The following is a 21,865-nucleotide window of genomic DNA, read 5'->3' as shown; positions in this document are numbered from 1 at the left end:
CCTTATCGCCCTTGCCGAGCAAGCAGTCGCGGCCGAACGAGGTGTCGTCCCCGGAAGCGTCCTGTATGAGTGGGGCGACTACTACGGCGATTAGCGACAGCCCCTCACCGTGCACTTCGACGTCATCACTCCTAGCGGCATCGAGCATCGACGCCACTTCCGTCTCTAACGCATCATCACACGTCGCCAGCCGGGTCCTGGAGCAGCTGCGTAACCGGTAGACACTGCTCTGCCAGGCTCGTCGCATGATGGCTGCAAAGGCGCCGGCCGACCACGCGCCGAACCGTGTCGGAATTGGAGGTATCGGACACATGGGGAGCGCACTCTTGCGCCGCCTCGCCGGCGCAGGGTGGTCCGTGTCGGTACACGACCGGGACATCCGCCATGCAGCCGACGCGGAAGCAGTGGGCTGCGGATGGCAACCCGATCTCGCCGCCCTGGTGAGCGAGGCGGACGTGGTCCTGACCGTCCTGCCGGACGCCGCCGCGACTGAGTCCGCGATGACCGACCGGGTGCTCGCGGCTGCCCGTCCCGGGACCGTCTGGGTCGACCTCACGTCCGGCGACCCGGACACGACACGACGATCCAGGAGCAGGGCAGACCGCTACGACATCGCCCTGGTGGCCGCTCCCATGGGTGGGTCCCCCGACGATGCCGAGCACGGCACACTCCGGCTGTTCGTCGCGGGACCGACGAACGCCGTCGAACGGGTCCGAGCCGTCCTGACCACGATCGCCGGCGATGGCGGTGTCCGCACGGTGAGCGAGGACCCCGCGGACGCGCAGACGGTGAAGCTGCTCGTGAACGCGCTCTGGTGCGCATCCGCCCTCGCGACCAGCGAAGCGCTCCTCGTCGCCCAACACGCCGGCATCGCATCTGAGCACATGCAGGAGCTCCTCCGCGGAACTGCCGCAGCGAGCACCTTCTCCGACAAGCACCTCCCCCGGTTCCTCGCCGGCGACGACCTCGACACCTTCGGCATCGACGGTCTCGTCACCGAGCTGCGGACAGTCCGGGCGATCGCCGGCGAAACCCACACACCAGTCCTCGACGCGTCGCTCCACCAGTACGACGCCGCGCTCGCCCGGTTCGGACCTACCCTCGGCGAACTCCTCGGCGTCCGACTGCTCGAGATCCAGAACCATCGGACGCTCCGCACCGCGTGATCCGTAGACGCTATTGAGATGACCCTGACGACTCGTCGTCGCTCACGGGCCGCTCGACTCGGTGCTGGCGGCTTCGGCGCTGCCGTTCAGCAGATCCGTCGATGGGTGCAGCGCTTGGGCGAGCTCGGCTTCTGACGGCAGTGCGGCCCGCACCGCCGGAGGGAGCAGCTCGTAGCTGGCGACGCCGATCGGGTTCCGCTGGCCGGCGAGGGAGTACCGGACGACGGCGTCGTTCTTGTCAGCGACCAGCAGCAGGCCGACAGTGTCGGCATGCTGGTGCCGGCGCAGCTTGTCGTCGACGAGGGCGACGTAGAAGCCGAGCTGTCCGAGGTATTCCGGCTTGAACTTCCCGGTCTTCAGTTCGATGACGACGTAGCGGAGCTGTTCGACGTGGAAGAACAGCAGGTCGACGTAGAAGACGTAGAAGTCGTCACCGTCGACGTCGAAGTGCACTTGCCGGCCCACGAACGCGAAGCCCTCGCCGAGTTCGCGGAGGGTGTCGATGATGCGGTCGACGAGTGCCTGCTCGAGGTGGCGTTCCTTCGCGTCCCCGTCGAGGGCGAGGAAGTCCAGCACGTACGGGTCCTTGGTCAGTTGCTGCGCCAGGTCCGACTCTCCCGGCGGCAGCGTCGCCGGGAAGTTCGACGGCGCCGCTTCCAGCCGCGAGTGTGCGTTGGTTCGAATTTGGTGCTCGAGCACGTTCCGGGACCAGCCGTGCGCCGCTGCCTGTTCGGCGTACCAGTTGCGGAGCTCGTGGTCGTCGAGCCGGTCGAGGAGGACGGTGATGTGCCCCCAGGGCAGTTGTCCAACAGGCCGTTGGACAACTGCATCCGCCGCCCACTCCCCCGCGAACCGACGCATGTAAAACAGGTTCGCTCGCGAAAATCCCTTCATCTCCGGAAACTCCCCGCGCAGATCCGTCGCGAGCCGGCCGATGACGTTGCTGCCCCACCCCTCGTTGCCTTGGCGCTGCAGGATGGTCGCGCCGATCCCCCAGTAGAGACGAATCAGTTCCGTGTTCACGCGGCGCTGCGCAGTGAACCGAGCGTGAGGCTCCTGCGCACGCGGCACGGGGCTCGCCTCGAGCGGCTCGATCATCTCGTCCACGCGCCCTCACTCCCGCTGGCGACCGCACTGGGCACGCCTGCCGTATCACTTCCGATAGTATTTCTTCTCGGAATCGGTTTGCGGTGTTGGAAGCCAGAAGCAATTGATGGCGACACTCGGTTGTGAGCCTGAATCCTCAAGGGGGAGTCCCGCCCACAATCGCTCGCTGAGGTGTGATCCTCAGACGTCAGAACTTGACGACGATGAGAACGATCTCGATAAGAGCGATCAGGACGAGCAGCATCGACCCCCAGAACCAAGGGGCTGCTCGCCCGCGTTCCACATGTGCTTTCCCTACACCGTCCGTCCCGATCGCTAGGCGAGCACTACGGATGAAGAGGCCAGCAGCGATGGCCAGCAGCACGAGCGCTGACCCAAGAAAGAACCGAACGGCTTGATGAGTCGACCACCGATGCCGCCGATGGCAGCGGAGATGCCGCATTCGAAGCCCTCCTCTGACCGCGTTCGCCAGTCTCGTCCGATGATCGTTCACCGAGACGGCTGAGCCGCCGGAGGTAGGCGAGCATCCACGCGAGTGACCCCATCTCACATCAGTGGTCCAGAACATCGTGCCGGGTGACCGGCGCCGGACGCCAGGCGCTGGGCGGGCCCGCCCCGCGCCTCCGCGTCAACCCCGTCCCGCGACGGGTCGCAACGAGCCGGACGCCGCGAACGCCGCGACGAACAGGACGGCGACCAGCCAGAGCGCGCCCAGCGCGCCGACGTGCTCGGCGAGGGCACCCACGACCGGCGGACCCGCGAAGTTGGCGAAGTACCCGATCGACGCGACGACGCTCACCCGGGCCGCCGGGTCCGGACCGCTCCGGGCGGCGGCGGACATGCCGAGGGGGAAGCCCATCGAGACGCCGACCGCCCACAGCACGACGCCGAGCAGTGTCAGCCACCAGCTGTCCCCGACGATGAACAGGACCGCGCCGACGATGCCGAGGGCGGTCGTCCAGCGGATGGTCGCGACGCGTCCCAGGCGGTCCACGACCGGCCCGGCGAAGACACGTGTCGCCGCCTCGGAGACCGCGAAGGCGGTGAAGAACAGCGCACCGACCGCGGCGCTCTGCCCGTGGCCGTCCGTGGTCGCCAGCGCGAGCCAGTTGTTCGCGGAGCCCTCGCCGAGCTCGACGCCGAGCATCACGACGCCGATGAGCAGCAGGCGGACGTCGGCCCACCCCCGCGCCCACCGTCGGAGGCGCTGCCCCCTGGTGAGCGTCGTGTCGGGCGCCTCGGCGCGGCTGCCGTCCGGGATCCCGCGCATCGCGAGGACGCCGACCACGAGGACCACGACGGCCTCGCCGACGAGCTGGGCCGACGGGGCGATCCCCAGCCACGCGCACAGGGCGGCGATCCCGGCGCCGAGGGCCGCGCCTCCCGACCATGCCGCGTGCATGAGCGGGAGCAGCGTGCGTCCGGCGAGCGCCTCGATGGCCGTGCCCTCGATGTTGGCCATCACGTCCAGCGCACCGATCCCGGCGCCGGCGACCACGAACCCGAGCGACGCCAGCGCGGCGGAGTGCAGCGCGGCGGCCACCCCGACCAGGGTGATCGCCGCCGGCACGAACACGACGACGGCGCTGAGCGCACGACGGCTGCCGAGCCGTCGGAGGAGCGGGGCGGCGCTGAGCAGGCCGCCGACCGACCCGATCGTCACCAGGCCGAGCATGAGCCCGATCGTGCCGACGTCGACACCGAGCTCGGCGCGGAGCTCCGGCAGCCGCGGACCCCAGGCGGCCAGGCTCACGCCGCCGATGGCGAAGGCCGTGATCGTGGCGTTCCGCCACCCGGCGAGCTGTCTGCGGTCCCCGTCGACCGACGATGTCGTCATGCGTCTAAAACTACACAGCGGGTGGTTTTTGGGGTAGCGTCGTCCTCGATCTCGCCGTGGAGCATCGCTCCTCGACGGGCCGCGACACCAGCCAGGACCGAAGGAGCCCCGAGCAATGCCCATCACCTCTGTGCAGCTGTACTCGCTGCGCGACGCCATCGCCGAGAACCTCGACGAGGCCATCGCCCGCGTCCGCGAGATCGGCTACGAGAACGTCGAGCCCTACGCGTTCGTCGAGCGCGCCGCCGACCTCGAGCGTGCGTTCGCCGCCACCGGCCTGCAGGCACCGTCCGGCCACGTCGCCGTGATCGACGCCGAGGACACCGCCCCGATCTGGGACGCCGCGGAGCGCCTCGGCATCACGACGGTCATCGACCCGTTCATCCCGACCGACCGCTGGCAGACCGCCGACGACGTCGCGAAGATCGCCGAGCGCGTCAACGAGCTCACCGCCGAGGCCGCATCGCGTGGCCTGAAGTTCGGGTACCACAACCACCAGTGGGAGTTCACGAACAAGGTCGACGGTCGCACCGTCTACGAGCTGTTCGTGTCGCAGCTCTCCCCCGAGACCGTCCTCGAGGTCGACACCTTCTGGGCGACCGTCGGTGGCGCGGACGCCCCCGCCGTGCTGCGCTCGCTCGGCGACCGCGTCGTCGCCATCCACGTCAAGGACGGCAAGGTCGACGGCGACATCCGCACCGCGCTGCCCTCGTCGGAGAGCGCCCTCATCGTCCCCGAGGCGCTCCAGCGCGCGTTCGAGAACCAGACCCCGGCCGGTCAGGGCGACGTCGACGTGACGAGCATCCTCGCCGCCGCGCCGCAGGCCATCCGCGTCGTCGAGTTCGACGCGTACAAGGGCGACGTCTTCGAGGGCATCACCGAGTCCCTCGAGTGGCTGAAGGCCAACGACAAGTGAGCCGCGTCGGGATCGGCATCATCGGTGCCGGCAACATCTCCACGCAGTACCTGGAGAACCTGACGAAGTTCGCCGACGTCGAGGTCCGCTTCGTCGCCGACGTCCTGCTCGACCGTGCGGCCGAGCAGGCGGCGTCGTACGGGGTCGGCGCGTCCGGCTCGGTCGAGGAACTCCTCGCCCGTGACGACATCAGCATCGTGATCAACCTGACGATCCCGGCGGCGCACGCCGAGGTCGACCAGCAGATCGTCGACGCCGGCAAGCACGTGTGGAGCGAGAAGCCGATCGCGACCGACCACGACTCGGCTGCGGCGGTGCTCGCCTCGGCCGCGTCGAAGGGCCTGCGCGTCGCCACCGCGCCGGACACCGTGCTCGGCGCGGGCATCCAGACGGCGCTCCGGGCCATCGCCCGCGGCGACATCGGCGAACCGCTCTCGGCGACGACGCTGTTCCACGTCCCCGGGCCGGAGGCCTGGCACCCGAACCCGGACTTCCTGTTCGCGAAGGGCGCCGGACCCCTGTTCGACATGGGGCCGTACTACGTCACGACCCTCGTGCACGCGTTCGGCACCGCCACCCGCGTGCAGGCCGTGTCCTCGAAGTCGCTCGACCGCCGCACCATCGCGTCCGGGCCCCGCGCCGGCGAGACGTTCCCGGTCGAGGTCCCCACGCACCACGCCGCGCTGATCGAGTTCGCCGGTGGGCAGTCCGCCCAGTCGACGTTCTCGTTCCAGCACGCGCTGCCGCGCATGGGCTTCGTCGAGATCAACGGCACGCTCGGCACGATCTCGCTGCCCGACCCGAACACGTTCGAGGGCGCGTCGCAGCTCTGGCGCTACGGGCAGGACGAGCCGGAGTCCCTCGAGGCCGTCGGCTCCACGTGGGGTCGCGGCACGGGTGTCGTCGAGCTCGCCCGGGCGATCGCCGAGGACCGGCCCGAGCGCGCCTCGGGTGCGGTCGCGCTGCACGTCCTGGACGTCCTGCTCGGCATCCGCGACGCAGCAGCGTCCGGGTCCGCCGTCGACATCACGTCGACCGTGGACGCGGTGCCGCCGCTGCCGGAGGACTTCGACCCCGCCGCGGCGGTGCTGACCGCGTAGGGGTCCGCCGGCCGAGCGCCCGTGCGGGTGCTCACCGGTCCGCTCGCGCCGCGTTCCGGCGCACGTCGATCGTCGGGTACCGCTCCGGTACCCGACGATCGCTGCGTCCGGGGTCGTTCCCACCCGCAGCGGGACACACGCCGGATCCGCGGAGCAGGATGGCGCCATGAGCAGTGGCGCGTTCCGGACCGGGTTGCGTGTCGTCCGCGCACGGCGCTCGGAGTTCGTCGACGCCGGTCGTGTCCGGCGCCGGACGCTCGTGTGCGGCGTCGTCGCAGCGTCGGTCGGCACGGCGGTCACCGTCGCGGACGTGCTCTGGAGCGTGCTCGACGGTCCGTCGGTGCTCGACGTGCTCGCCGTGGTCTGCTCCGCGGTGGCCGCCGGGACCTTCGTCGCCGCCTTCGTGCGCGTGACCCCGCGCGGTACGGACGACCGTCCGACGACCCCCTCGGGCGACTGGCGCCGTCACGAGCGGATCGGACGACAGTTCGCGGCCCGGCCCCCGGCGATGCTCCCCGAGGACCGGGACGCCGTCCTCGAACACGCGGAGCGCACGACCGGGGCGTCGGTCGTGCTGGCGGAGCGCGCGGTGTGGATCCCCGTCGCGTGGGTCGCCGCGTGGGTCGGGATCCTCGCCGGCACGTCCGCCGGCACCGACCAGGTGACGCTCGTGCTGCTGCCACCGGTGTTCGCCGTGCTGCAGTCGGCGTCGTTCATCGCCGCGGTGACGGGCGCCGGACGCGCGGAAGCGGCGCGTGCACGGGCGGCGGTGCTGCCTGCGCCCGAGCCCGTCGACGATCCCCGTCGACGCCACGGCCGTGCCCCGCAGGGCTCGAAGCTCGCGCTGCCCGACGACTCGCAACGGGACCGGCCGGCCCGGATCTGACCCGAACACATCCGAGCCGGCCTTCCCCTGATCCCGTTACTCCCGTTGTTCGGAGCACCGGTCGGATCGGATTGGGTCGGGTTCGGCATGTGCCCGCGTCGAGGTTCGGGTCGACGACGCGGGCACACCCTGTAACGGGTCGAGAACGACCGGACTCATTCGGAGCCCCCGTCCGGGGGGTTTGGTCAGACCAACGCGGTGAAGGACGCGTCCCGCACGAGGACCGTCGTCGCGTCGCCCGCGACCTCCTGGTCCGGGTCGCTCGACAGGCCGAGTGACCAGCTGCCGCCACCCGGACGCTCGGGGAGCGTGAACTCGACCGTGGTGTCCGAGGCGTTCAGCAGCACGGCGACGGTGTCGTCACCCTGCTGGAGCACGAGCGTGACCGCCCGGTTGCCGCCGTCCGCCCAGTCGCCGTCCTCGAAGCCCGCGGCGTCGGCGCGGAGCACGGACACCGTCGCGTCGGAGTCGCCGGGCGCGGTCCGGAACCACTCCGGACGCAGGGCCCGGTGCGCACGACGGAACGCGATCGCGGACCGGGTGAAGGCCAGCAGGTCCTGGTCGGCGGCCGCCCAGTCGAACCACGAGATCTCGTCGTCCTGGCAGTACGCGTTGTTGTTGCCGCCCTGCGAGCGGGCGATCTCGTCGCCGCCCAGGATCATCGGGATGCCCGCGGAGAGCAGCAGCGTGCCGAGGAAGTTCCGGCGCTGGCGGTCACGGTAGTCGTTCACCGCACCGTCGTCGGTCGGGCCCTCGATGCCGCCGTTGAACGAGGTGTTGTTGCTCTCGCCGTCGTTGTTGTCCTCGCCGTTCGCCTCGTTGTGCTTCTCGGCGTACATCGTCAGGTCGGCGAGCGTGAAGCCGTCGTGCGCGGTGACGAAGTTGACCGAGCAGAGCGGGGAGCGGCGCGAGCCCTCGTACACGTCGGGGGAGCCGAGCGTGCGCTGCACGGCGTCGCCGAGGGTGCCCTCGTCGCCACGCCAGAACGCGCGCAGGTCGTCGCGGTACTTGCCGTTCCACTCGGACCAGTCGGCCGGGAACCCGCCCACCTGGTAGCCCGCGGTGTCCCACGGCTCGGCGATCATCTTGACCTCACGGAGGACCGGGTCCTGGTGGATGATGTCGAGGAACGCGGAGTGCTTCTCGGCCTCGCCGTCCTGGCGGGTCAGGGTCGTCGCCAGGTCGAAGCGGAAGCCGTCGACGTGCATCTCCTCGACCCAGTAGCGGAGCGAGTCCGTGATCAGCCCGAGCGCGGACGGGTGCGAGACGTTGAGGCTGTTGCCCGTGCCGGTGGTGTCGAAGTAGTTGCCCTCGTCGCCCTCGACCAGCCGGTAGTACGAGGCGTTGTCGATGCCCTTGAAGGACAGCGTGGGGCCCATGTGGTTGCCCTCGGCGGTGTGGTTGTAGACCACGTCCATGATGACCTCGAGCCCGGCGGCGTGCAGGGCCTTGACCATCTCCTTGAACTCGGTGACCTGCTGGCCGGCCGTGCCCGAGGACGAGTACTCGTCGTGCGGGGCGAAGAAGCCGATGCTGTTGTAGCCCCAGTAGTTGCGGAGGCCCTTGTCGGCGAGCGTCGAGTCCTGCACGAACTGGTGCGTCGGCAGCAGCTCGACCGCCGTGACGCCCAGGTCGGTCAGGTGCTTGATCGCGGCGGGATGCGCGAGACCGGCGTAGGTACCGCGGATCTCCTCGGGCACGTCCGGGTGCTGCTTCGTGAAGCCCTTGACGTGGACCTCGTAGACGACGGTGTCGGCGGAGGGGGTGTGCAGGAGCGCGTCTCCACCCCAGTCGAACTCGCGGTCGGCGACGACGGACTTCGGCATGGCGCTGGCCGAGTCGGTCTCGTCGATCTGCTCCGGGTCGTCCATGTCGTGGCCGAACAGGGCCTGGCCCCACTCGTACGAGCCGTCGACGGCGGTGGCGTAGGGGTCGAGCAGCAGCTTCGCGGCGTTGTGGCGGAGGCCGTTCGCCGGGTCCCACGCACCGTGCACCCGGAAGCCGTAGCGGGTGCCGACGGCCACGCCGGGGACGACGTCATGGAAGGTGTAGCCGGTACGGTTCCGGAGCTCGGTGCGGTGCTCGGTGCCGTCGTCGTCGAAGGTGCAGAACTCGACGCGCTCAGCGGTGCTCGAGAACAGGGCGACGTTGGCGCCTCCGTCGACGAGCGTGACGCCGAGCGGGGTGCGCGTGGAAGTGGTCATGGTGCCGTTCTACCGGCCGGTCGCTGTGCCGCCGGTCCGCCGACGTACCCCGCAGGCGTCGAGGTGCGCAGGACGGACGAAGCACGTCGTGCCGGTGCCGTTCAGTCGGCGGGCGGGACGATGCGCTCGAGCAGCCGGAGCACCCGTTCACCGTCGACCGCGTCGGGGTCGAGCAGCCACTGCACCTGCAGCCCGTCCGACGCGGCGATGCTCAGCGAGGCCAGGTCGACGGGGTCCAGGTCACCCCGGATGCGGCCGGAGGCCTGGTCGGCCTCGATCAGCGCGGCCAGGTCGGCCCGGAGGCGGGTGAACCGCTCGCGCATGAACTCCCGCGTCGCGGGGTGGCCCTCCTGCACGGCATCGGCAGCGAGGGTCGTGTAGAGCTGCACGAGTCCCGGCACGTCGCGGTTCCGCGAGGCGCTGTCGCGCATGTCGCCGATGGCCGACTTCATCCGCTCCGGAGCGCTCTGTTCCCGCACCTCGTGTTCGCGGTAGACGGCCAGCAGGAGTTCGTCGCGACTCGGGAAGTAGTGCCGCAGTGCGGCGTGGGTGATGCCGAGGGCGTCCGCCACGGACCGCAGGGACGACGCGTCGACGCCGTGGTCGGCGACCATGCGGATCATCTCGTCCAGGATCTGCGCGCGCCGCTCGGCACCCTTCCGGTACCCGCCGCGTCGCGGCGGGGCCACGTCGTCGTCGGCGGGGTGCGTCATCCTGCCAACTTACCGCTGGAAGGTTTTTTCCGGGAGGCGCGTGGCGGCCCGTCCGCGCCGGCTCCGGTCAGGAGTCGTTCGGCTCCGCGTCGCCCTCCGGGTCGACGGTGTACTCGTCGACCGGGGTCGGGATCCCGTCCGCCAGCGCCTCGGTGATCTGCGCCAGGCACCGGGCGAGGACGTCGTTCTCGTCGTCCGAGAGGTGGTCCATCACCTCGACCACGGCTTCGTGGAAGCGGGCGTAGGACGCGTCGATCTTCTTCGCCGCCTGCACGGTCGGCTCGAGCACTTGGGCACGCCGGTCCGTGGGGTGCGGCACGCGGACGAGGTAGTCCCGTTCGGCGAGGCCGTCCACGATCTTCGTCACCGACGCGTTCGACACGTTGAGCATGACCGCGAGGTCCTTCGGCCCCATGGCCCGGCCGTCGCGGTGCGCCTGCAGCATGTAGCGGACGGTGAGGAACTCGTTCTTCGTCAGACCGCTCTCGGAACGGGCCTGCTCGAGTTGCTGCTCCTCGGCGTGCTGGAGCCGGAGCAGGGCGTCCACGGCGACCTTTGCGGCACGCGACCGGGGTTCCCGGGCGTAGAGGTGCATGTGCTCACGACGGACGACGGTCAACGGCATGTGTCGGGTGGTCTCTCTGCCTTGCGGACGTGCGGTACGACTGCAGTTCTACGCCGGGACGGAGAAGAAGTCCGCGTACGACGGCTCGGAGCGTCCGGACAGGAGCGAGGGGTCCTGGATGCGGCGCTCGACGTAGGCGTCGATGACGGCGGGGTCGGTCAGGCCCACGCGGGTGTGGGTGCCGCTGAGCCGTGTCTGACGCGGCATCCCGGTGTACGTGCTGTGCATGCTGAATCCCGCCTTCCTGCTTCGCTGCTGTCCTGATCGGACGGTCGCAACTGTTTCACGAAGTGAACGATCAGTGCAACGAACTATTCGCGTTCTGTACGGTTAGCGCACCGAACTACACCGGTGTCATCCGGTGGACACGGCAGGATGGGGACGCCCCGACGACGAGGAGACCCTCCGATGACCTACACCGCAGCCGACGACCGCTACGACGCCATGTCCTACCGCCGGACCGGACACTCCGGTCTCGACCTCCCGCTGCTGTCCCTCGGGTACTGGCACAACTTCGGTGACGACGTGCCGTTCGAGCAGCAGCGCGCGATCAGCCGCCGCGCCTTCGACCTCGGCATCACCCACCACGACCTCGCGAACAACTACGGCCCGCCGTACGGTGCCGCCGAGGTGAACTTCGGCCGCCTGATGCGCGAGGACTTCCGGCCCTACCGCGACGAGATGGTCGTCTCGACGAAGGCCGGCTGGGACATGTGGCCGGGGCCGTACGGGCAGGGCGGCGGGTCGCGCAAGTACGTGCTCGCCTCACTCGACCAGTCCCTGCAGCGGACCGGCCTCGACTACGTCGACGTCTTCTACTCGCACCGGCTCGACGCGTCGACGCCGCTCGAGGAGACCATGGGGGCGCTCCACGCCGCCGTGCAGCAGGGCAAGGCGCTCTACGTCGGCATCTCCTCGTACGACGCCGACCGGACGCGCCAGGCCGCCGCGATCCTGCGCGACCTCGGGACCCCGCTGCTCATCCACCAGCCGTCGTACTCGATGCTGAACCGCTGGATCGAGGACGAGGGACTCCTCGACGCCGCCGGTGAGCTCGGCTTCGGCGTCATCGGCTTCACCGCCCTGGCGCAGGGGCTGCTCACCAGCCGGTACCTCGACGGGGTGCCCGCCGACTCGCGTGCCGCCGCCGGGAAGTCGCTCGACGCCGGGACGATCACGCCGGACGTCGTCGACCACCTCCGCGCCCTGAACGCCCTGGCCGAGGAGCGCGGCCAGACCCTGGCGCAGCTCGCCCTCGCCTGGGCCCTGCGGGACGAGCGCGTGACCTCGCTCGTGATCGGGGCGTCGCGCGTGGAGCAGCTCGAGCAGAACGTCGCCGCGCTCGACAACCGCTCCTTCACCGCAGAGGAGCTCGCCCGGATCGACGAGCACTCGCGCGGCGTCCTGGACGTCGACCTGTGGTCCGGCGCGCGCTCGGGGCAGGTGAGCTGACCGGTTCCGAGCATCTTCCGAGCCAGCTCTTGGCACTCCTGAGGGTCGAGTGCTAGAACGGTTGGCAGTTGAGTCGAGGGGACTCAACCACCACACCGAAGGAGTTGATTCCGATGACGATGAACTTCGACCCGTTCCGTGAACTGGACCGACTCGCCGGCTCGCTGCTGGCCGGCGCCGGCCCACGCTCGATGCCGATGGACCTCTACCGCTCCGGCGACCACTACGTCCTCGACGTCGACCTGCCGGGCATCGACCCGGGCTCGGTGGACATCGACGTGGACGGGTCGGTCCTGACCATCCGCGCCGAGCGGACCCTCGGTGCCCCCGAGGGCTCGCAGTGGATCACGCGTGAGCGCCAGCCGGGCACGTTCGTCCGGCAGCTCACGCTGGGCGACGGGCTCGACGCGGAGCGCATCACCGCCGGGTACGACAACGGCGTGCTCAGCGTCACGATCCCGGTGAAGGAGTCGGCGAAGCCGCGCAAGATCGCCGTCACCACCGGCGGAGGCCGCGAGCAGCTCGCGGTCGGCGCCGGCGACCAGTAGGGGGCGCCGTGCTCGCCGCCGTCGACGCCCTCGTCGCCGCGCTGGTCGTGACGCTCGCACTGACCCTGTCGAGTCTCGATCGGCGCAGTGCGGTCCTGCTCGGAGCGACGGGCAGTGTGACGGGCGAGTTCCTCACGTGGGTCGCTGCGCCGCACGCGTGGGAGCACTCGCTCCTGCTGCCGTGGATCGCCGCCGTCGCGGGGACCGTCCTGCTCGTCGCGGGCTGGAGCGCCGCGCGGGCGTACTGGGACGTGTTCGAGTCCCCCGGCGCTCCCGAGGACACCGACACGGCGTCCTTCGCCCTGGCCGGGGAACCGGACCGGTCACACCGGTGACCAGACCGACGGAGCCGGGCCCGATGCACCTCGTGCGTCGGGCCCGGCTCCGTCGTCGTCTCACTCCTTGTTGAGCTTGTCCTGCACAGCGCCTGCCGCCTTCTCGACGATGTTCGGCAGTTCGGTCGTGCCGTAGAACCGCGAGTCCGGGTGGGTGGGCGGCGGCATCGGCACCGACGAGGTGGGTCCGTCGTGGTACGAGTACTCGCCCTTCCCGTCGAACGAGGGGCCGCTCGCCCACGGGCCGTCGCCGGCCTCGGCGCCGTCGGAGAAGTTCAGGTACTGGTAGCTGAACTCGGTGTGCTCCTTCGACTGCGGGAACTTGTTCGGCACCGGGAAGTCCTCGATGCCCTTCTCGCGCAGCTCCGCCGCCGCCGACGCCCACATGTTCTGGTGCATGGTGTCACGGGCGATGAGGAAGCCGAGGAGGTCCCGGACGCCCTTGTCGTCGGTCATGTGGTAGAGCCGCGCCGCCTGCACGCGCCCCTGCATCTCCGCGTTCTCGTTCGCCGTGAAGTCGGCGAGCAGGTTGCCGCTGGCCGTGATGTACGAGCCCTGCCACGGGTTGCCGTTGCTGTCCACGGGGCGGGCCCCGGCGCCGGCGACGATGGCGTGCTGCACGTCGGTGCCGCCGACGATCGCCGCGACCGTCGGGTCGTCCTGCAGGGCGTCCTCGGTGATGCCGAGCGGCGACTTCTCGAGCAGCTGGGCGATCATCGTCGCCAGCATCTCCACGTGCCCCATCTCCTCGGCGCCGATGCCGAACACGAGGTCGCGGTACTTGCCGGGCATGTGCATGTTCCAGGCCTGGAACTGGTACTGCAGCGCGACGGAGATCTCGCCGTACTGGCCGCCGAGCACCTCCTGCAGCTTGCGGGCGTAGACGGCGTCGGGCTTCTCCGGCGTCGCCTTGAACTGGAGTTCTTGCTTGTGGAAGTACAAATCGTGCTCCTTCTGCGGATCGGTTCGTCTGAAACGTTCTGCGGGTTGCACGCGTGATGGTCGGCCGACGACTCTGAGTACCCGTACGGACTGGACGGATGACGCGGTCGGCGTGGCCGGATCACGCGGACGGCTGGATCGCCGGCTGGTCGCGGTCCCCCGCTGCAGCCGGGAGGCGCGGTGCGGGCCCGCCCCGCACCTCCCGGCCTCTCGCCCCTCGGTCCGGCGGCCGGTCGCCTTTCCTCCTGGGGGATGAACGCCTTCCGCCCCTGGTCCGATGCGTGGTGGTCCCCGCTTGCCGATGCTGGTGTCATGGAGACCTCGACCAAGCACACGATCGCCACCCTGTTGACCTGCGCGGCCATCGTCGTCGTCACCGCCATCGCGCTCGTCGCGATGTCGCCGACCCCGTGACCGCCGGTCCGCGGTCGCGTGCGATGATCGACCCGTGACGGACCGGCGCGCGTTCATCCGGCCGCTCGCCGGGCGGTCGATCGTCATCGACGTGGCCTGGGCGGTGCTCGCCGCGTTCGTGTTCCTGCTGCCCATCGACCTCGAACTGCAGCACGCGAGCCTGCTCGCGGTCCTCGCGGCGGCCGCGGCGATCGCCCTGCGGCGGGTGTCGCCGACCTCGGCGATGGCGATGGTCGTGGTGCTCGGGACCATCCAGGTGGGCGGCGGCGAGCGCCCGTCGCTCGTCGACCTCGCGATGTTCGTCGTCATCGGGACGACCGCCGTGGTGGGCACCCGCGGCGAGGTCGTGGCCTCCGGCGTGCTCGCGCTCGTCGCCGGTGTCGGAGCGACGCTCTACCTCGCCTCGACCGGCTTCCGGTTCCTCGTGCTCATCAACGGACCGCCCGACCAGGCCTTCCTCGCGATGGCGGCGCCGTCGACCGCGCTCCTCGGCGTCTGGGCCGGCGGGGTCGCGCTCCGGGCGTTCCGATCCCGCGACCGCGAGTCCGAACGGCGGGCGGACGCCGAGGCCGCGGCATTCCGCGCCGAGGCCGTCGCCACCGAGGCGGCCGCCACCGCCACCCGGGCGATCGACGTCGCGGAGTCGGAGCGCATCCGCGCAGACATCGCCCGGGACGTGCACGACGTGGTCGGACACTCGCTCGCCGTGATCATCGCGCAGGCCGACTCCGTGCCGTTCCTCGACGACGAGGCCCGCATCCGCGAGGTCAGCGCCACCATCGCCAGCACCGCGCGGAGCTCCCTCGTCGAGGTCCGGCAGGTCCTCGGCCACATCGACGGCTCGGGTACGGACGCCGACCCCGGGTCCCTCGACGAGATCGTGCAGGGCATCCGCGAGGCCGGCGTCGAGGTGGACCACAGCCGACGCGGCGCTCCCGTGGTGCTCGGGCCGGACAGCGGGACGGCGGCACGCCGTGTCCTGCAGGAGATGCTGACCAATGCCCTCCGGCACGGCGCACCGGGTCGGCCGGTGACCGTCCGCGAGACGTGGCGGAGCGCCGACCTCGTGCTCGAGGTCGAGAACCTGGTCGTCGATGCGTCCTCGCCGGTACCGAGCACGCGGGGCTCCGGCCGGGGCCTCAGCGGCATGCAGTCGCGGCTCACCACACTCGGCGGGTCGTTCGACGCCGCCGTCCTGGACGACGTGTTCTCCGCACGCGCCCGCATCCCGTTCGACGTCCATGGGGGGACCATCCGATGACCGAACCGATCCGCATCCTGCTGACCGACGACCAGGCACTGTTCCGCGCGGGGCTACGCGTCGTGCTCGACGCCCAGGACGACATGGTCGTCGTGGGCGAGGCCTCCGACGGCGCCGAGGCCCTCGCACTGATCCCGGACCTGCGCCCCGACGTGGTGCTGCTCGACATGCGCATGGCCGGCATGGACGGCGTCGAGACCGTCCGGCAGCTGTTCTCCGGGGCGGTGCCGGGCCCACTCCCCCGCGTCGTCGTGCTCACCACGTTCGGCCTCGACCCGGCGGCGGCGACGGCGATCCGCCTCGGTGCCAGCGGCTTCCTGCTGAAGGACACCACGCCGCCGTTCCTCTTCGCAGCGGTGCGCGCCGTGTTCGAGGGCAGCTCGGTGATCGCCCCGAACGACCTGTCCCAGCTCTTCGGCGCCGACGTCGAACGGGCGCCGGCGCCGCAGCCGCACGAGTTCCAGACGCTGACCGACCGGGAGCGGATCGTCTTCGGCTGGGCGTCGCGCGGCCTGTCGAACGCGGAGATCGCGGCGAAGGAGTTCGTCACCGAGTCGACCGTGAAGACGCAGATCTCGAGCATCCTCGGCAAGCTCGCCCTGCGCGACCGGGTGCAACTCGTGGTGTACGCGCACGACCACGGGCTGGCCGGGGCTCGGGGCGAGGCCTAGCGGCGTCGGACCACGCGGTCGAGCCACTCGGCGAGCATGGACCGCTCGGCCGGCGACAGCGCGTCGAGGTCGGCCGTTGCGGCGCGGAGGGTGATCGCGGCGCTCGTCACGGCGTGGCCCGGCCGGTTCGCCGCGTCTCCGTCCACGGCGTCCGCCGCGTCCGCTTCGCGCGCTGGGGCCGCCGCCCACTCCGGTGACGGCACGAGGATGCGTCCGAGCACGGCCTCGAGCGCCTCACCGGCCAGGGCGGGGTCCCGGTCGTCGACCGGGGCCGACAGGATCGCCAGGACGGCACCCGTCCCGGCGGCGTGCACGAGGTCGACCGCCCGGCGTTCCGGGACGGCCAACCGGCCGGCGACCGCGACGCGGTGGATGCGCTCGGCGAGCAGGGCCGTCCCGGCGCGGGCAGCCGCCGACCGTCTGCCGCGAGCGGGGTCCGCGAGCAGCACGAAGAGGTCCGGGTTCGCCAGACCGAACGCGATGGTCATGTCCCAGCCGGTGCGGAGGTCCTCGACGGGGTCGGTGTCCGCCTCGCCGGCAGCCCGCACCGCCTCGGCCTTCACGGCCGCGAACGTCGTCATCGCGTGCTCCGCGACGGCCTCGAGCAGTCCGTCCTTGTCGCCGAAGAGCCGGTAGATCGTCGGCGCCTGGACGGCAGCGGCCTCGGCGACCGCGCGGGTGGTGACGGCGGACACGCCCTGCTCGCGCAACAACGACGCCGCGGCCTCGACGACCCGCGTCCTGGTCTCGTCGCGCACCGTTCCCTGGTCGATCACGGAACAACGATAACAACCCGCTGGTAGCGCTGTGTTACCGTTGCTACCACTAATCAGTTACCAATGATACGGAGCCCACCATGATCGTCATCACCGGCGCCACCGGCGCCCTCAACGGAGCCACCACGGACCACCTCCTCGAGCACGTCGATCCAGAAGAGCTCGTCGTCGTCGCCCGCGACCCTGCGAAGGCCGCCCGCTTCGCCGACCGCGGGGTCGAGGTCCGCCGCGGCGACTACGCCGAACCGGAGACCCTGCCCGCGGCGTTCGCCGGCGCCGACCAGCTCCTGCTCGTCTCCTCGAGCGACCCGACCGCCGATGCCGTCGCCCTGCACCGCGCCGCCGTCGACGCAGCGGTCGCCGCGGAGGTCGGGCACGTCCTCTACACGAGCCACCAGGGCGCAGCGCACAGCTCGCCGTTCCGACCGGGCGCCGACCACGCGGCGACGGAGGACCTGCTCCGCGCCTCCGGTCTGCGGTGGACGAGCCTCCGGAACGGCTTCTACGCACACAGCACGACGTGGCTGATGGGTCCGTGGCGCCAGACCGGCACCGTGTCCGTGCCCGCGGACGGGCCCGTGTCGTGGACGGCGCGCGAGGACGCGGCCGAGGCCGCCGCACGCATCCTGCTCGACGGACGCCCCGCCGACGGGCCGCTCACGCTCACGGCACCGGAGGCCCCGACCTTCGCGGACCTGGCCCGCCTCGCTTCCGAGACGACCGATCGTCCGGTCGGGTTCGAGGTGCTCGGCGAGGACGCCTGGCGCGACCGCGCGGTCGCGAGCGGGCAGGACCCGCACATGGTCGGTTTCCTGCTCGGCATGTACCAGGCCGCGGCGGCCGGGACGTTCGCCGGCACCGATCCGCTCCTCGGCGGGCTCCTCGGGCGCGCGCCGCGGAGCGTGCGCGACCAGCTCGCCTGAGCGCGGCCCGCGCAGCGTGCACGACCGCTCGGGCGAGCACGACCCTCGGCGCCTGCGACGAGCTCAGCCGAGCGCGGCCGCCTCGTCGAGGACCGTCGCGACAGCAGCGGGGTCGTGCGCGGAGCGCCCGAGGAACAGGCCGCGGATCCGCCCCTCGCCGCGGGTGAGGAGACCCGGCCCGGCACTGCCGCCGTAGACCACCCGGGACCCGGCGAGTCCCGGTCGGGCGGCGAGGTGCTCCTCCACCCCGGCGAGGACGTCCACGATGTGGTCGTCGGGCGCCGGAGCCGGGGCGCCGATGGCCCAGACCGGCTCGTACGCGACGGTCAGCGGTCCGACCTGTCCGGCCGCTGCCGCCGTCGCGACGGCCCGGTCGAGCTGTGCCGTCACGACCGCGGTCGCGTCCGGGGCGGAGGAACGCGTCACCTCGCCGACGCAGACCAGGGGACGGAGGTGGTTGCGGTACGCGGCGTGCACCTTCCGCGCGACGTCGTCGTCGGTCTCGTGGAACAGGGAACGTCGTTCCGCGTGGCCGATCTCGACGAGGTCGACGCCGATCTCGCGGAGCTCGGCCCCGGAGACCTCGCCCGTGTACGGCCCCGCGTCGGCCCACGACAGGTCCTGTGCGCCGAGGAGCACCGGGGCGTCACCGAGCACCTCGCGGACCGGCACCAGGGCCGGGAAGGTGGGGACCACGAACACCTCGACGGCGCCGGACCGGACCGCCGGGTGGCGTCGAGCGAGGTCGCCGACCGCGGCCGCCCAGGTGAGCGTGCGCGCGTGCGAGAAGTACATCTTCAGCGACACCCCGACGGTGATCACGGGGCGACGGCCTCGACGATGAGCGCGAACGACCGCGCGCCGGGGTCGGCCGTCCCGACGGCCTGCTCGGCGTGGGTGCGCGCACGGCCCTTCCGTGGCAGCAGGTCCGCCGTGGCGTCCGCGGCCTCGCGTGCCGCGGCGACCGCCGCCGCCCAGGCGTCGGGCAGCGGCGTCCCGGCGTCGATGCGGTCGCGGAGGACGTCGTCGAACGGGACGAGGGCGTCGACCATCGTCTTGTCGCCCGGGACGGCACCGAAGGCCAGGACCGCCTCGGTCGCGGCGTGCACCGCGCCCTGGACGGTGGCGGCCGTCGGACGCTCGTCGTCCCCGACCACGCGAGCCAGCGCCTCCAGGGCGGCGCCCCAGATCGCACCGGACGTGCCACCGGCCTTGTCGGACCAGGCGTCGGCGGCGATCCGCAGGACGGTCCCCGCGCCCGCACCGCGCCCGAGCGCGTCGGCCACGGCGTCGTCGGCGGCGTGCGCCCCGCGCTGCATGCCGATGCCGTGGTCGCCGTCGCCGGCGACGGCGTCGATGCGGCCGAGTTCGTCGGCGTGCTCGTCGACGACGGCGCGGACGGCTGCGAAGCCGGCACGCACGCGGGCGGCGGCGACGCGGGAGTCGTCGCTCGCCGGGCCGATCGCCCGGGCGGCCTCGTCCGCCGCGGCCACCGACGGGTCGACGCGGTCCTCGGCGACCGCGCCGCCCTTGCGGTACGCCGGGGTGTCGGCCGCCGCCGCCCACAGGGCTTCGAGTTCGTCGTCGAGCCAGAACAGCGTCAGCGACACACCGGCCATGTCGAAGCTCGTCACCAGCTCCCCGACCTCCGGTTCCACGACGACCACGCCGGCGTCGGCGAGCAGCCGCTGCACCGCCCCGTAGACGACGAAGAGCTCCTCGTACTTGACGCTGCCGAGCCCGTTCAGGACCGGTACGACCCGCGCACCCTCCGGGCGCACACCGTCCGGCAGCTCGTCGAGGAGCCGGGCCACGAGCAGTTCTGCCAGCCCGGACGCGGTCGGCACGTCGGTCTCGTCGATGCCCCGCTCCCCGTGGATGCCCATCCCGATCGCCATGCGGCCCTCCGGCACCGTGAAGAGCGGTTCGTCGGCGCCGGGCAGGGAGCAGCCGGAGAACGCGACGCCGAACGACCGGGTGCGGTCGTTCGCCCGCGTGGCGACGGCCGTCACCGCGTCGAGGTCGTCACCCCGCTCCGCGGCGGCACCGGCGACCTTGAAGACGCAGAGGTCGCCCGCGATGCCGCGTCGTTCGTGGGCCTGGTCGGACGGTGCACTGACCACGTCGTCGGTGACGCGGACCGTGCGGACCCGGATGCCCTCCGCCTCGAGGGTGCGCGCCGCCGCGTCGAAGTTCAGCACGTCACCGGCGTAGTTGCCGTAGCTGAGCAGGACACCGCCGCCGTGCTCCGAGGCCTTCGCCACCCCGGCGACCTGCTGCGCACTGGGGCTCGCGAACAGGTTGCCGAGGGCCGCGCCCGCAGCCAGGCCGTGCCCGACCAGACCGCCGAAGGCCGGGTAGTGCCCGGAGCCGCCGCCGATGACGACCGCGACGGTCCCCTCGGGGCTAGTCGTGGCGCGGGCGACCCCGCCGTGCACCTTCCGCACCCACCGTGCGTTGGCGGCGACGAAGCCGTCGGTGGCCTCGTCCGCGAAGTCCGCGGGGTCGTTGAACAGTCGGGTCATCGTCGGTCTCCCTGGGTGCGCACGTGCGTGGTGTCGAGCAGCTCGTCGGCCTTCGCGCCGCGGAAGAACTTCGTGCCGAAGATCATCGCGGCGGCGACGAACGCCAGGACCCCGAGCGACACGATGCCGAACGCCCCGCTGTCCGTGGGGACCACCTCGTTGATCGCGGTGCGCATGATCGGCGCGACGAAGCCGCCCAGGTTGCCGAGCGAGTTGATCAGGCCGATGCCCGCGGCGGCGGCGGCACCGGTCAGGAACGCCGTCGGGTAGGCCCAGGTGATCGGGCCGACCGCCAGGAAGCTCGCGACCGCCAGCGTGATGAACAGGATGCCGAGGACCGGTTGCCCGTTCGCGCCGGCCCACGCCGACCCGAGGATCGACAGGCCCGTCGTGACGTAGAACAGGGTGCCCCAGCGACGGCGACGGCCGACCGTGTCCGCCCGCGACCCGACGAGGTAGCAGGCGACGAGCCCCACGAGCCACGGGATCGCCGCGACGAGCCCGACCTGCCAGCCGACGTCCTGCCCGAGCAGCGCCGACACCTGCTGCGGCAGGTAGAACGTGGTGCCGTAGACGGCGACCTGCAGGCAGAAGTAGATGATCGTGAAGTACCAGACGCGGCCGCTGGCCATCGCCTTCCATATCCCCGTGGGTCCGTCCTCGCTGCGCGCCGTGTCCTCGCGGGCCATCGCGGCGGTGAGGGACTGCTTCTCCCCCGGCTCGAGCCACTTCGCCTGCTGCGGACTGTTCGTCAGGAACACGAGGGCCGCGATGCCGGCCAGCACGGCGAGGACGCCCTCGCCGGCGAACATCACCTGCCAGCCGTGGAACGGGGTGGCCTGGTCGCCGAAGCTGATCAGGCCGCCGGAGAGCGGGGCACCGATCATCTGCGAGAACGGCTGCGCCAGGTAGAAGATCGCGAACATCCGCACGCGCACCTTGTTCGGGAACCACTCCGACAGGTACATGATCACGCCCGGGAACAGCCCGGCCTCGGTCACGCCGAGGATGAACCGCAGGACGATGAACATCGTGTCGTTCGTCGTGAAGGCGAACAGCGCGGCGACGATGCCCCAGGTGATCGCGATGCGGGCGAGCCAGAACCGCGCCCCGAGCCGCTTGAGGAGCAGGTTCGACGGGATCTCGAAGATCGCGTAGCCGATGAAGAAGATGCCGGCGCCGAGCGCGAACGCGGCGTCGGAGATGTTCCGGTCGACGCTGAGGGCCTCTTCGGCGAAGCCGACGTTGGTGCGGTCGAGGAAGGCGACGAAGTACAGGATGACGAGCATCGGCATGAGGTGCTTCGTCGCCTTGGCGATGGCTGATCGCAGCCCGGGGTCGTTCGTCGACCCGAGCGCGGGGGCAGGGGGAAGGGACACGGGTTCGCTCCTTTGCGAGCACGGTGCGGTTCTCGGGGTGTCCGGCGGTCGGGCTGTCGACCGGTCGGACGGGAGGCGCGGGTCG

22 protein-coding genes are annotated in these 21,865 nt (G+C 71.4%); 10 read left to right on the top strand and 12 right to left on the bottom strand.

The window, feature by feature from the left end; genetic code table 11:
• Positions 1–245: 245 nt before the first annotated feature.
• The gene (locus AAEP86_RS04180) at positions 246–1,166 is read left to right on the top strand and encodes an NAD(P)-dependent oxidoreductase (protein ID WP_420369280.1); all 921 of its coding nucleotides are present in this window, start codon (positions 246–248) and stop codon (positions 1,164–1,166) included.
• 42 nt (positions 1,167–1,208) lie between these two features.
• On the opposite strand, the gene AAEP86_RS04175 is transcribed toward AAEP86_RS04180, so the two are convergent.
• The 3 genes from AAEP86_RS04175 to AAEP86_RS04165 form a co-directional block, all read right to left on the bottom strand.
• Entirely contained in the window at positions 1,209–2,264 is a 1,056-nt protein-coding gene (locus tag AAEP86_RS04175) for a PDDEXK nuclease domain-containing protein (RefSeq protein WP_420370444.1), read from the bottom strand.
• 196 nt (positions 2,265–2,460) lie between these two features.
• On the bottom strand, positions 2,461–2,637 hold the full coding sequence (locus AAEP86_RS04170) for a hypothetical protein (RefSeq protein WP_420369279.1): 177 nt from the start codon (positions 2,635–2,637) through the stop codon (positions 2,461–2,463).
• Between the two features lie 264 nt (positions 2,638–2,901).
• Positions 2,902–4,110, bottom strand: a complete 1,209-nt coding sequence (locus AAEP86_RS04165) for an MFS transporter (RefSeq protein ID WP_420369278.1) — start codon at positions 4,108–4,110, stop codon at positions 2,902–2,904.
• A gap of 115 nt (positions 4,111–4,225) precedes the next feature.
• On the opposite strand from AAEP86_RS04165, the gene AAEP86_RS04160 reads away from it, so the two are divergent.
• The 3 genes from AAEP86_RS04160 (at position 4,226) to AAEP86_RS04150 (ending at position 7,012) form a co-directional block, all read left to right on the top strand.
• Positions 4,226–5,026: a sugar phosphate isomerase/epimerase family protein gene (locus AAEP86_RS04160; RefSeq protein WP_420369277.1), complete on the top strand. Its 801-nt coding sequence runs from the start codon at positions 4,226–4,228 to the stop codon at positions 5,024–5,026.
• Entirely contained in the window at positions 5,023–6,126 is a 1,104-nt protein-coding gene (locus tag AAEP86_RS04155) for a Gfo/Idh/MocA family protein (protein ID WP_420369276.1), read from the top strand. The genes AAEP86_RS04160 and AAEP86_RS04155 overlap by 4 nt, the downstream gene beginning before the upstream one ends.
• 166 nt (positions 6,127–6,292) lie before the next feature.
• On the top strand, positions 6,293–7,012 hold the full coding sequence (locus tag AAEP86_RS04150; RefSeq protein ID WP_420369275.1) for a hypothetical protein: 720 nt from the start codon (positions 6,293–6,295) through the stop codon (positions 7,010–7,012).
• Between the two features lie 185 nt (positions 7,013–7,197).
• Here the strand turns inward: AAEP86_RS04150 and glgX are convergent, their stop codons facing one another.
• From glgX to AAEP86_RS04130, 4 genes are all read right to left on the bottom strand, one after another.
• Positions 7,198–9,216 (bottom strand): glycogen debranching protein GlgX, encoded by a 2,019-nt coding sequence (gene glgX / locus AAEP86_RS04145; protein WP_420369274.1) that lies wholly within the window; start codon positions 9,214–9,216, stop codon positions 7,198–7,200.
• 101 nt (positions 9,217–9,317) lie between these two features.
• Positions 9,318–9,929 (bottom strand): TetR/AcrR family transcriptional regulator, encoded by a 612-nt coding sequence (locus tag AAEP86_RS04140; RefSeq protein WP_420369273.1) that lies wholly within the window; start codon positions 9,927–9,929, stop codon positions 9,318–9,320.
• Positions 9,930–9,996: 67 nt separating this feature from the next.
• Positions 9,997–10,554, bottom strand: a complete 558-nt coding sequence (locus AAEP86_RS04135) for a MarR family winged helix-turn-helix transcriptional regulator (RefSeq protein ID WP_420369272.1) — start codon at positions 10,552–10,554, stop codon at positions 9,997–9,999.
• Positions 10,555–10,602: 48 nt separating this feature from the next.
• Positions 10,603–10,782 carry a hypothetical protein gene (locus AAEP86_RS04130; protein WP_420369271.1) on the bottom strand — a complete coding sequence of 60 codons (180 nt, stop codon included), beginning with the start codon at positions 10,780–10,782 and terminating at the stop codon, positions 10,603–10,605.
• Between the two features lie 180 nt (positions 10,783–10,962).
• On the opposite strand from AAEP86_RS04130, the gene mgrA reads away from it, so the two are divergent.
• From mgrA to AAEP86_RS04115, 3 genes are all read left to right on the top strand, one after another.
• A complete protein-coding gene (gene mgrA, locus AAEP86_RS04125) occupies positions 10,963–12,006 on the top strand; it encodes an L-glyceraldehyde 3-phosphate reductase (RefSeq protein ID WP_420369270.1) in 1,044 nt (347 codons plus the stop codon).
• 113 nt (positions 12,007–12,119) lie between these two features.
• The gene (locus AAEP86_RS04120; RefSeq protein ID WP_420369269.1) at positions 12,120–12,554 is read left to right on the top strand and encodes an Hsp20/alpha crystallin family protein; all 435 of its coding nucleotides are present in this window, start codon (positions 12,120–12,122) and stop codon (positions 12,552–12,554) included.
• Positions 12,555–12,562: 8 nt separating this feature from the next.
• On the top strand, positions 12,563–12,889 hold the full coding sequence (locus AAEP86_RS04115) for a hypothetical protein (protein ID WP_420369268.1): 327 nt from the start codon (positions 12,563–12,565) through the stop codon (positions 12,887–12,889).
• A 60-nt stretch (positions 12,890–12,949) separates the two neighbouring features.
• Here AAEP86_RS04115 and AAEP86_RS04110 read toward each other — a convergent pair whose 3' ends face one another.
• Positions 12,950–13,831 carry a manganese catalase family protein gene (locus AAEP86_RS04110; protein WP_420369267.1) on the bottom strand — a complete coding sequence of 294 codons (882 nt, stop codon included), beginning with the start codon at positions 13,829–13,831 and terminating at the stop codon, positions 12,950–12,952.
• A gap of 448 nt (positions 13,832–14,279) precedes the next feature.
• Here AAEP86_RS04110 and AAEP86_RS04105 point away from each other — a divergent pair, with 448 nt between their 5' ends.
• Both AAEP86_RS04105 and AAEP86_RS04100 read left to right on the top strand, forming a co-directional pair.
• Complete coding sequence (locus AAEP86_RS04105; protein ID WP_420369266.1) at positions 14,280–15,506, top strand: sensor histidine kinase; 1,227 nt, start codon at positions 14,280–14,282, stop codon at positions 15,504–15,506.
• Positions 15,503–16,177: a response regulator gene (locus tag AAEP86_RS04100; RefSeq protein ID WP_420369265.1), complete on the top strand. Its 675-nt coding sequence runs from the start codon at positions 15,503–15,505 to the stop codon at positions 16,175–16,177. Before AAEP86_RS04105 ends, AAEP86_RS04100 begins: the two co-directional genes overlap by 4 nt.
• On the opposite strand, the gene AAEP86_RS04095 is transcribed toward AAEP86_RS04100, so the two are convergent.
• Complete coding sequence (locus AAEP86_RS04095) at positions 16,174–16,953, bottom strand: TetR/AcrR family transcriptional regulator (protein ID WP_420369264.1); 780 nt, start codon at positions 16,951–16,953, stop codon at positions 16,174–16,176. The genes AAEP86_RS04100 and AAEP86_RS04095 overlap by 4 nt on opposite strands.
• 80 nt (positions 16,954–17,033) lie before the next feature.
• On the opposite strand from AAEP86_RS04095, the gene AAEP86_RS04090 reads away from it, so the two are divergent.
• Entirely contained in the window at positions 17,034–17,876 is an 843-nt protein-coding gene (locus AAEP86_RS04090) for an NAD(P)H-binding protein (protein WP_420369263.1), read from the top strand.
• A gap of 63 nt (positions 17,877–17,939) precedes the next feature.
• On the opposite strand, the gene AAEP86_RS04085 is transcribed toward AAEP86_RS04090, so the two are convergent.
• From AAEP86_RS04085 to AAEP86_RS04075, 3 genes are read right to left on the bottom strand one after another with little or no spacing between them, the layout of a single operon-like run.
• Positions 17,940–18,698 (bottom strand): triose-phosphate isomerase family protein, encoded by a 759-nt coding sequence (locus AAEP86_RS04085; protein WP_420369262.1) that lies wholly within the window; start codon positions 18,696–18,698, stop codon positions 17,940–17,942.
• A complete protein-coding gene (locus AAEP86_RS04080) occupies positions 18,695–20,401 on the bottom strand; it encodes a dihydroxyacetone kinase family protein (RefSeq protein WP_420369261.1) in 1,707 nt (568 codons plus the stop codon). Before AAEP86_RS04080 ends, AAEP86_RS04085 begins: the two co-directional genes overlap by 4 nt.
• Positions 20,398–21,780 (bottom strand): MFS transporter, encoded by a 1,383-nt coding sequence (locus AAEP86_RS04075; RefSeq protein WP_420369260.1) that lies wholly within the window; start codon positions 21,778–21,780, stop codon positions 20,398–20,400. The genes AAEP86_RS04080 and AAEP86_RS04075 overlap by 4 nt, the downstream gene beginning before the upstream one ends.
• Positions 21,781–21,865 lie beyond the last annotated feature (85 nt).

It is taken from the genome of Curtobacterium sp. L1-20 (genome assembly GCF_048755855.1).
Lineage (GTDB): Bacteria > Actinomycetota > Actinomycetes > Actinomycetales > Microbacteriaceae > Curtobacterium.
Note: the sequence above shows the minus strand (reverse complement) of the source record. Positions and strands in the feature narration are given on the sequence as shown.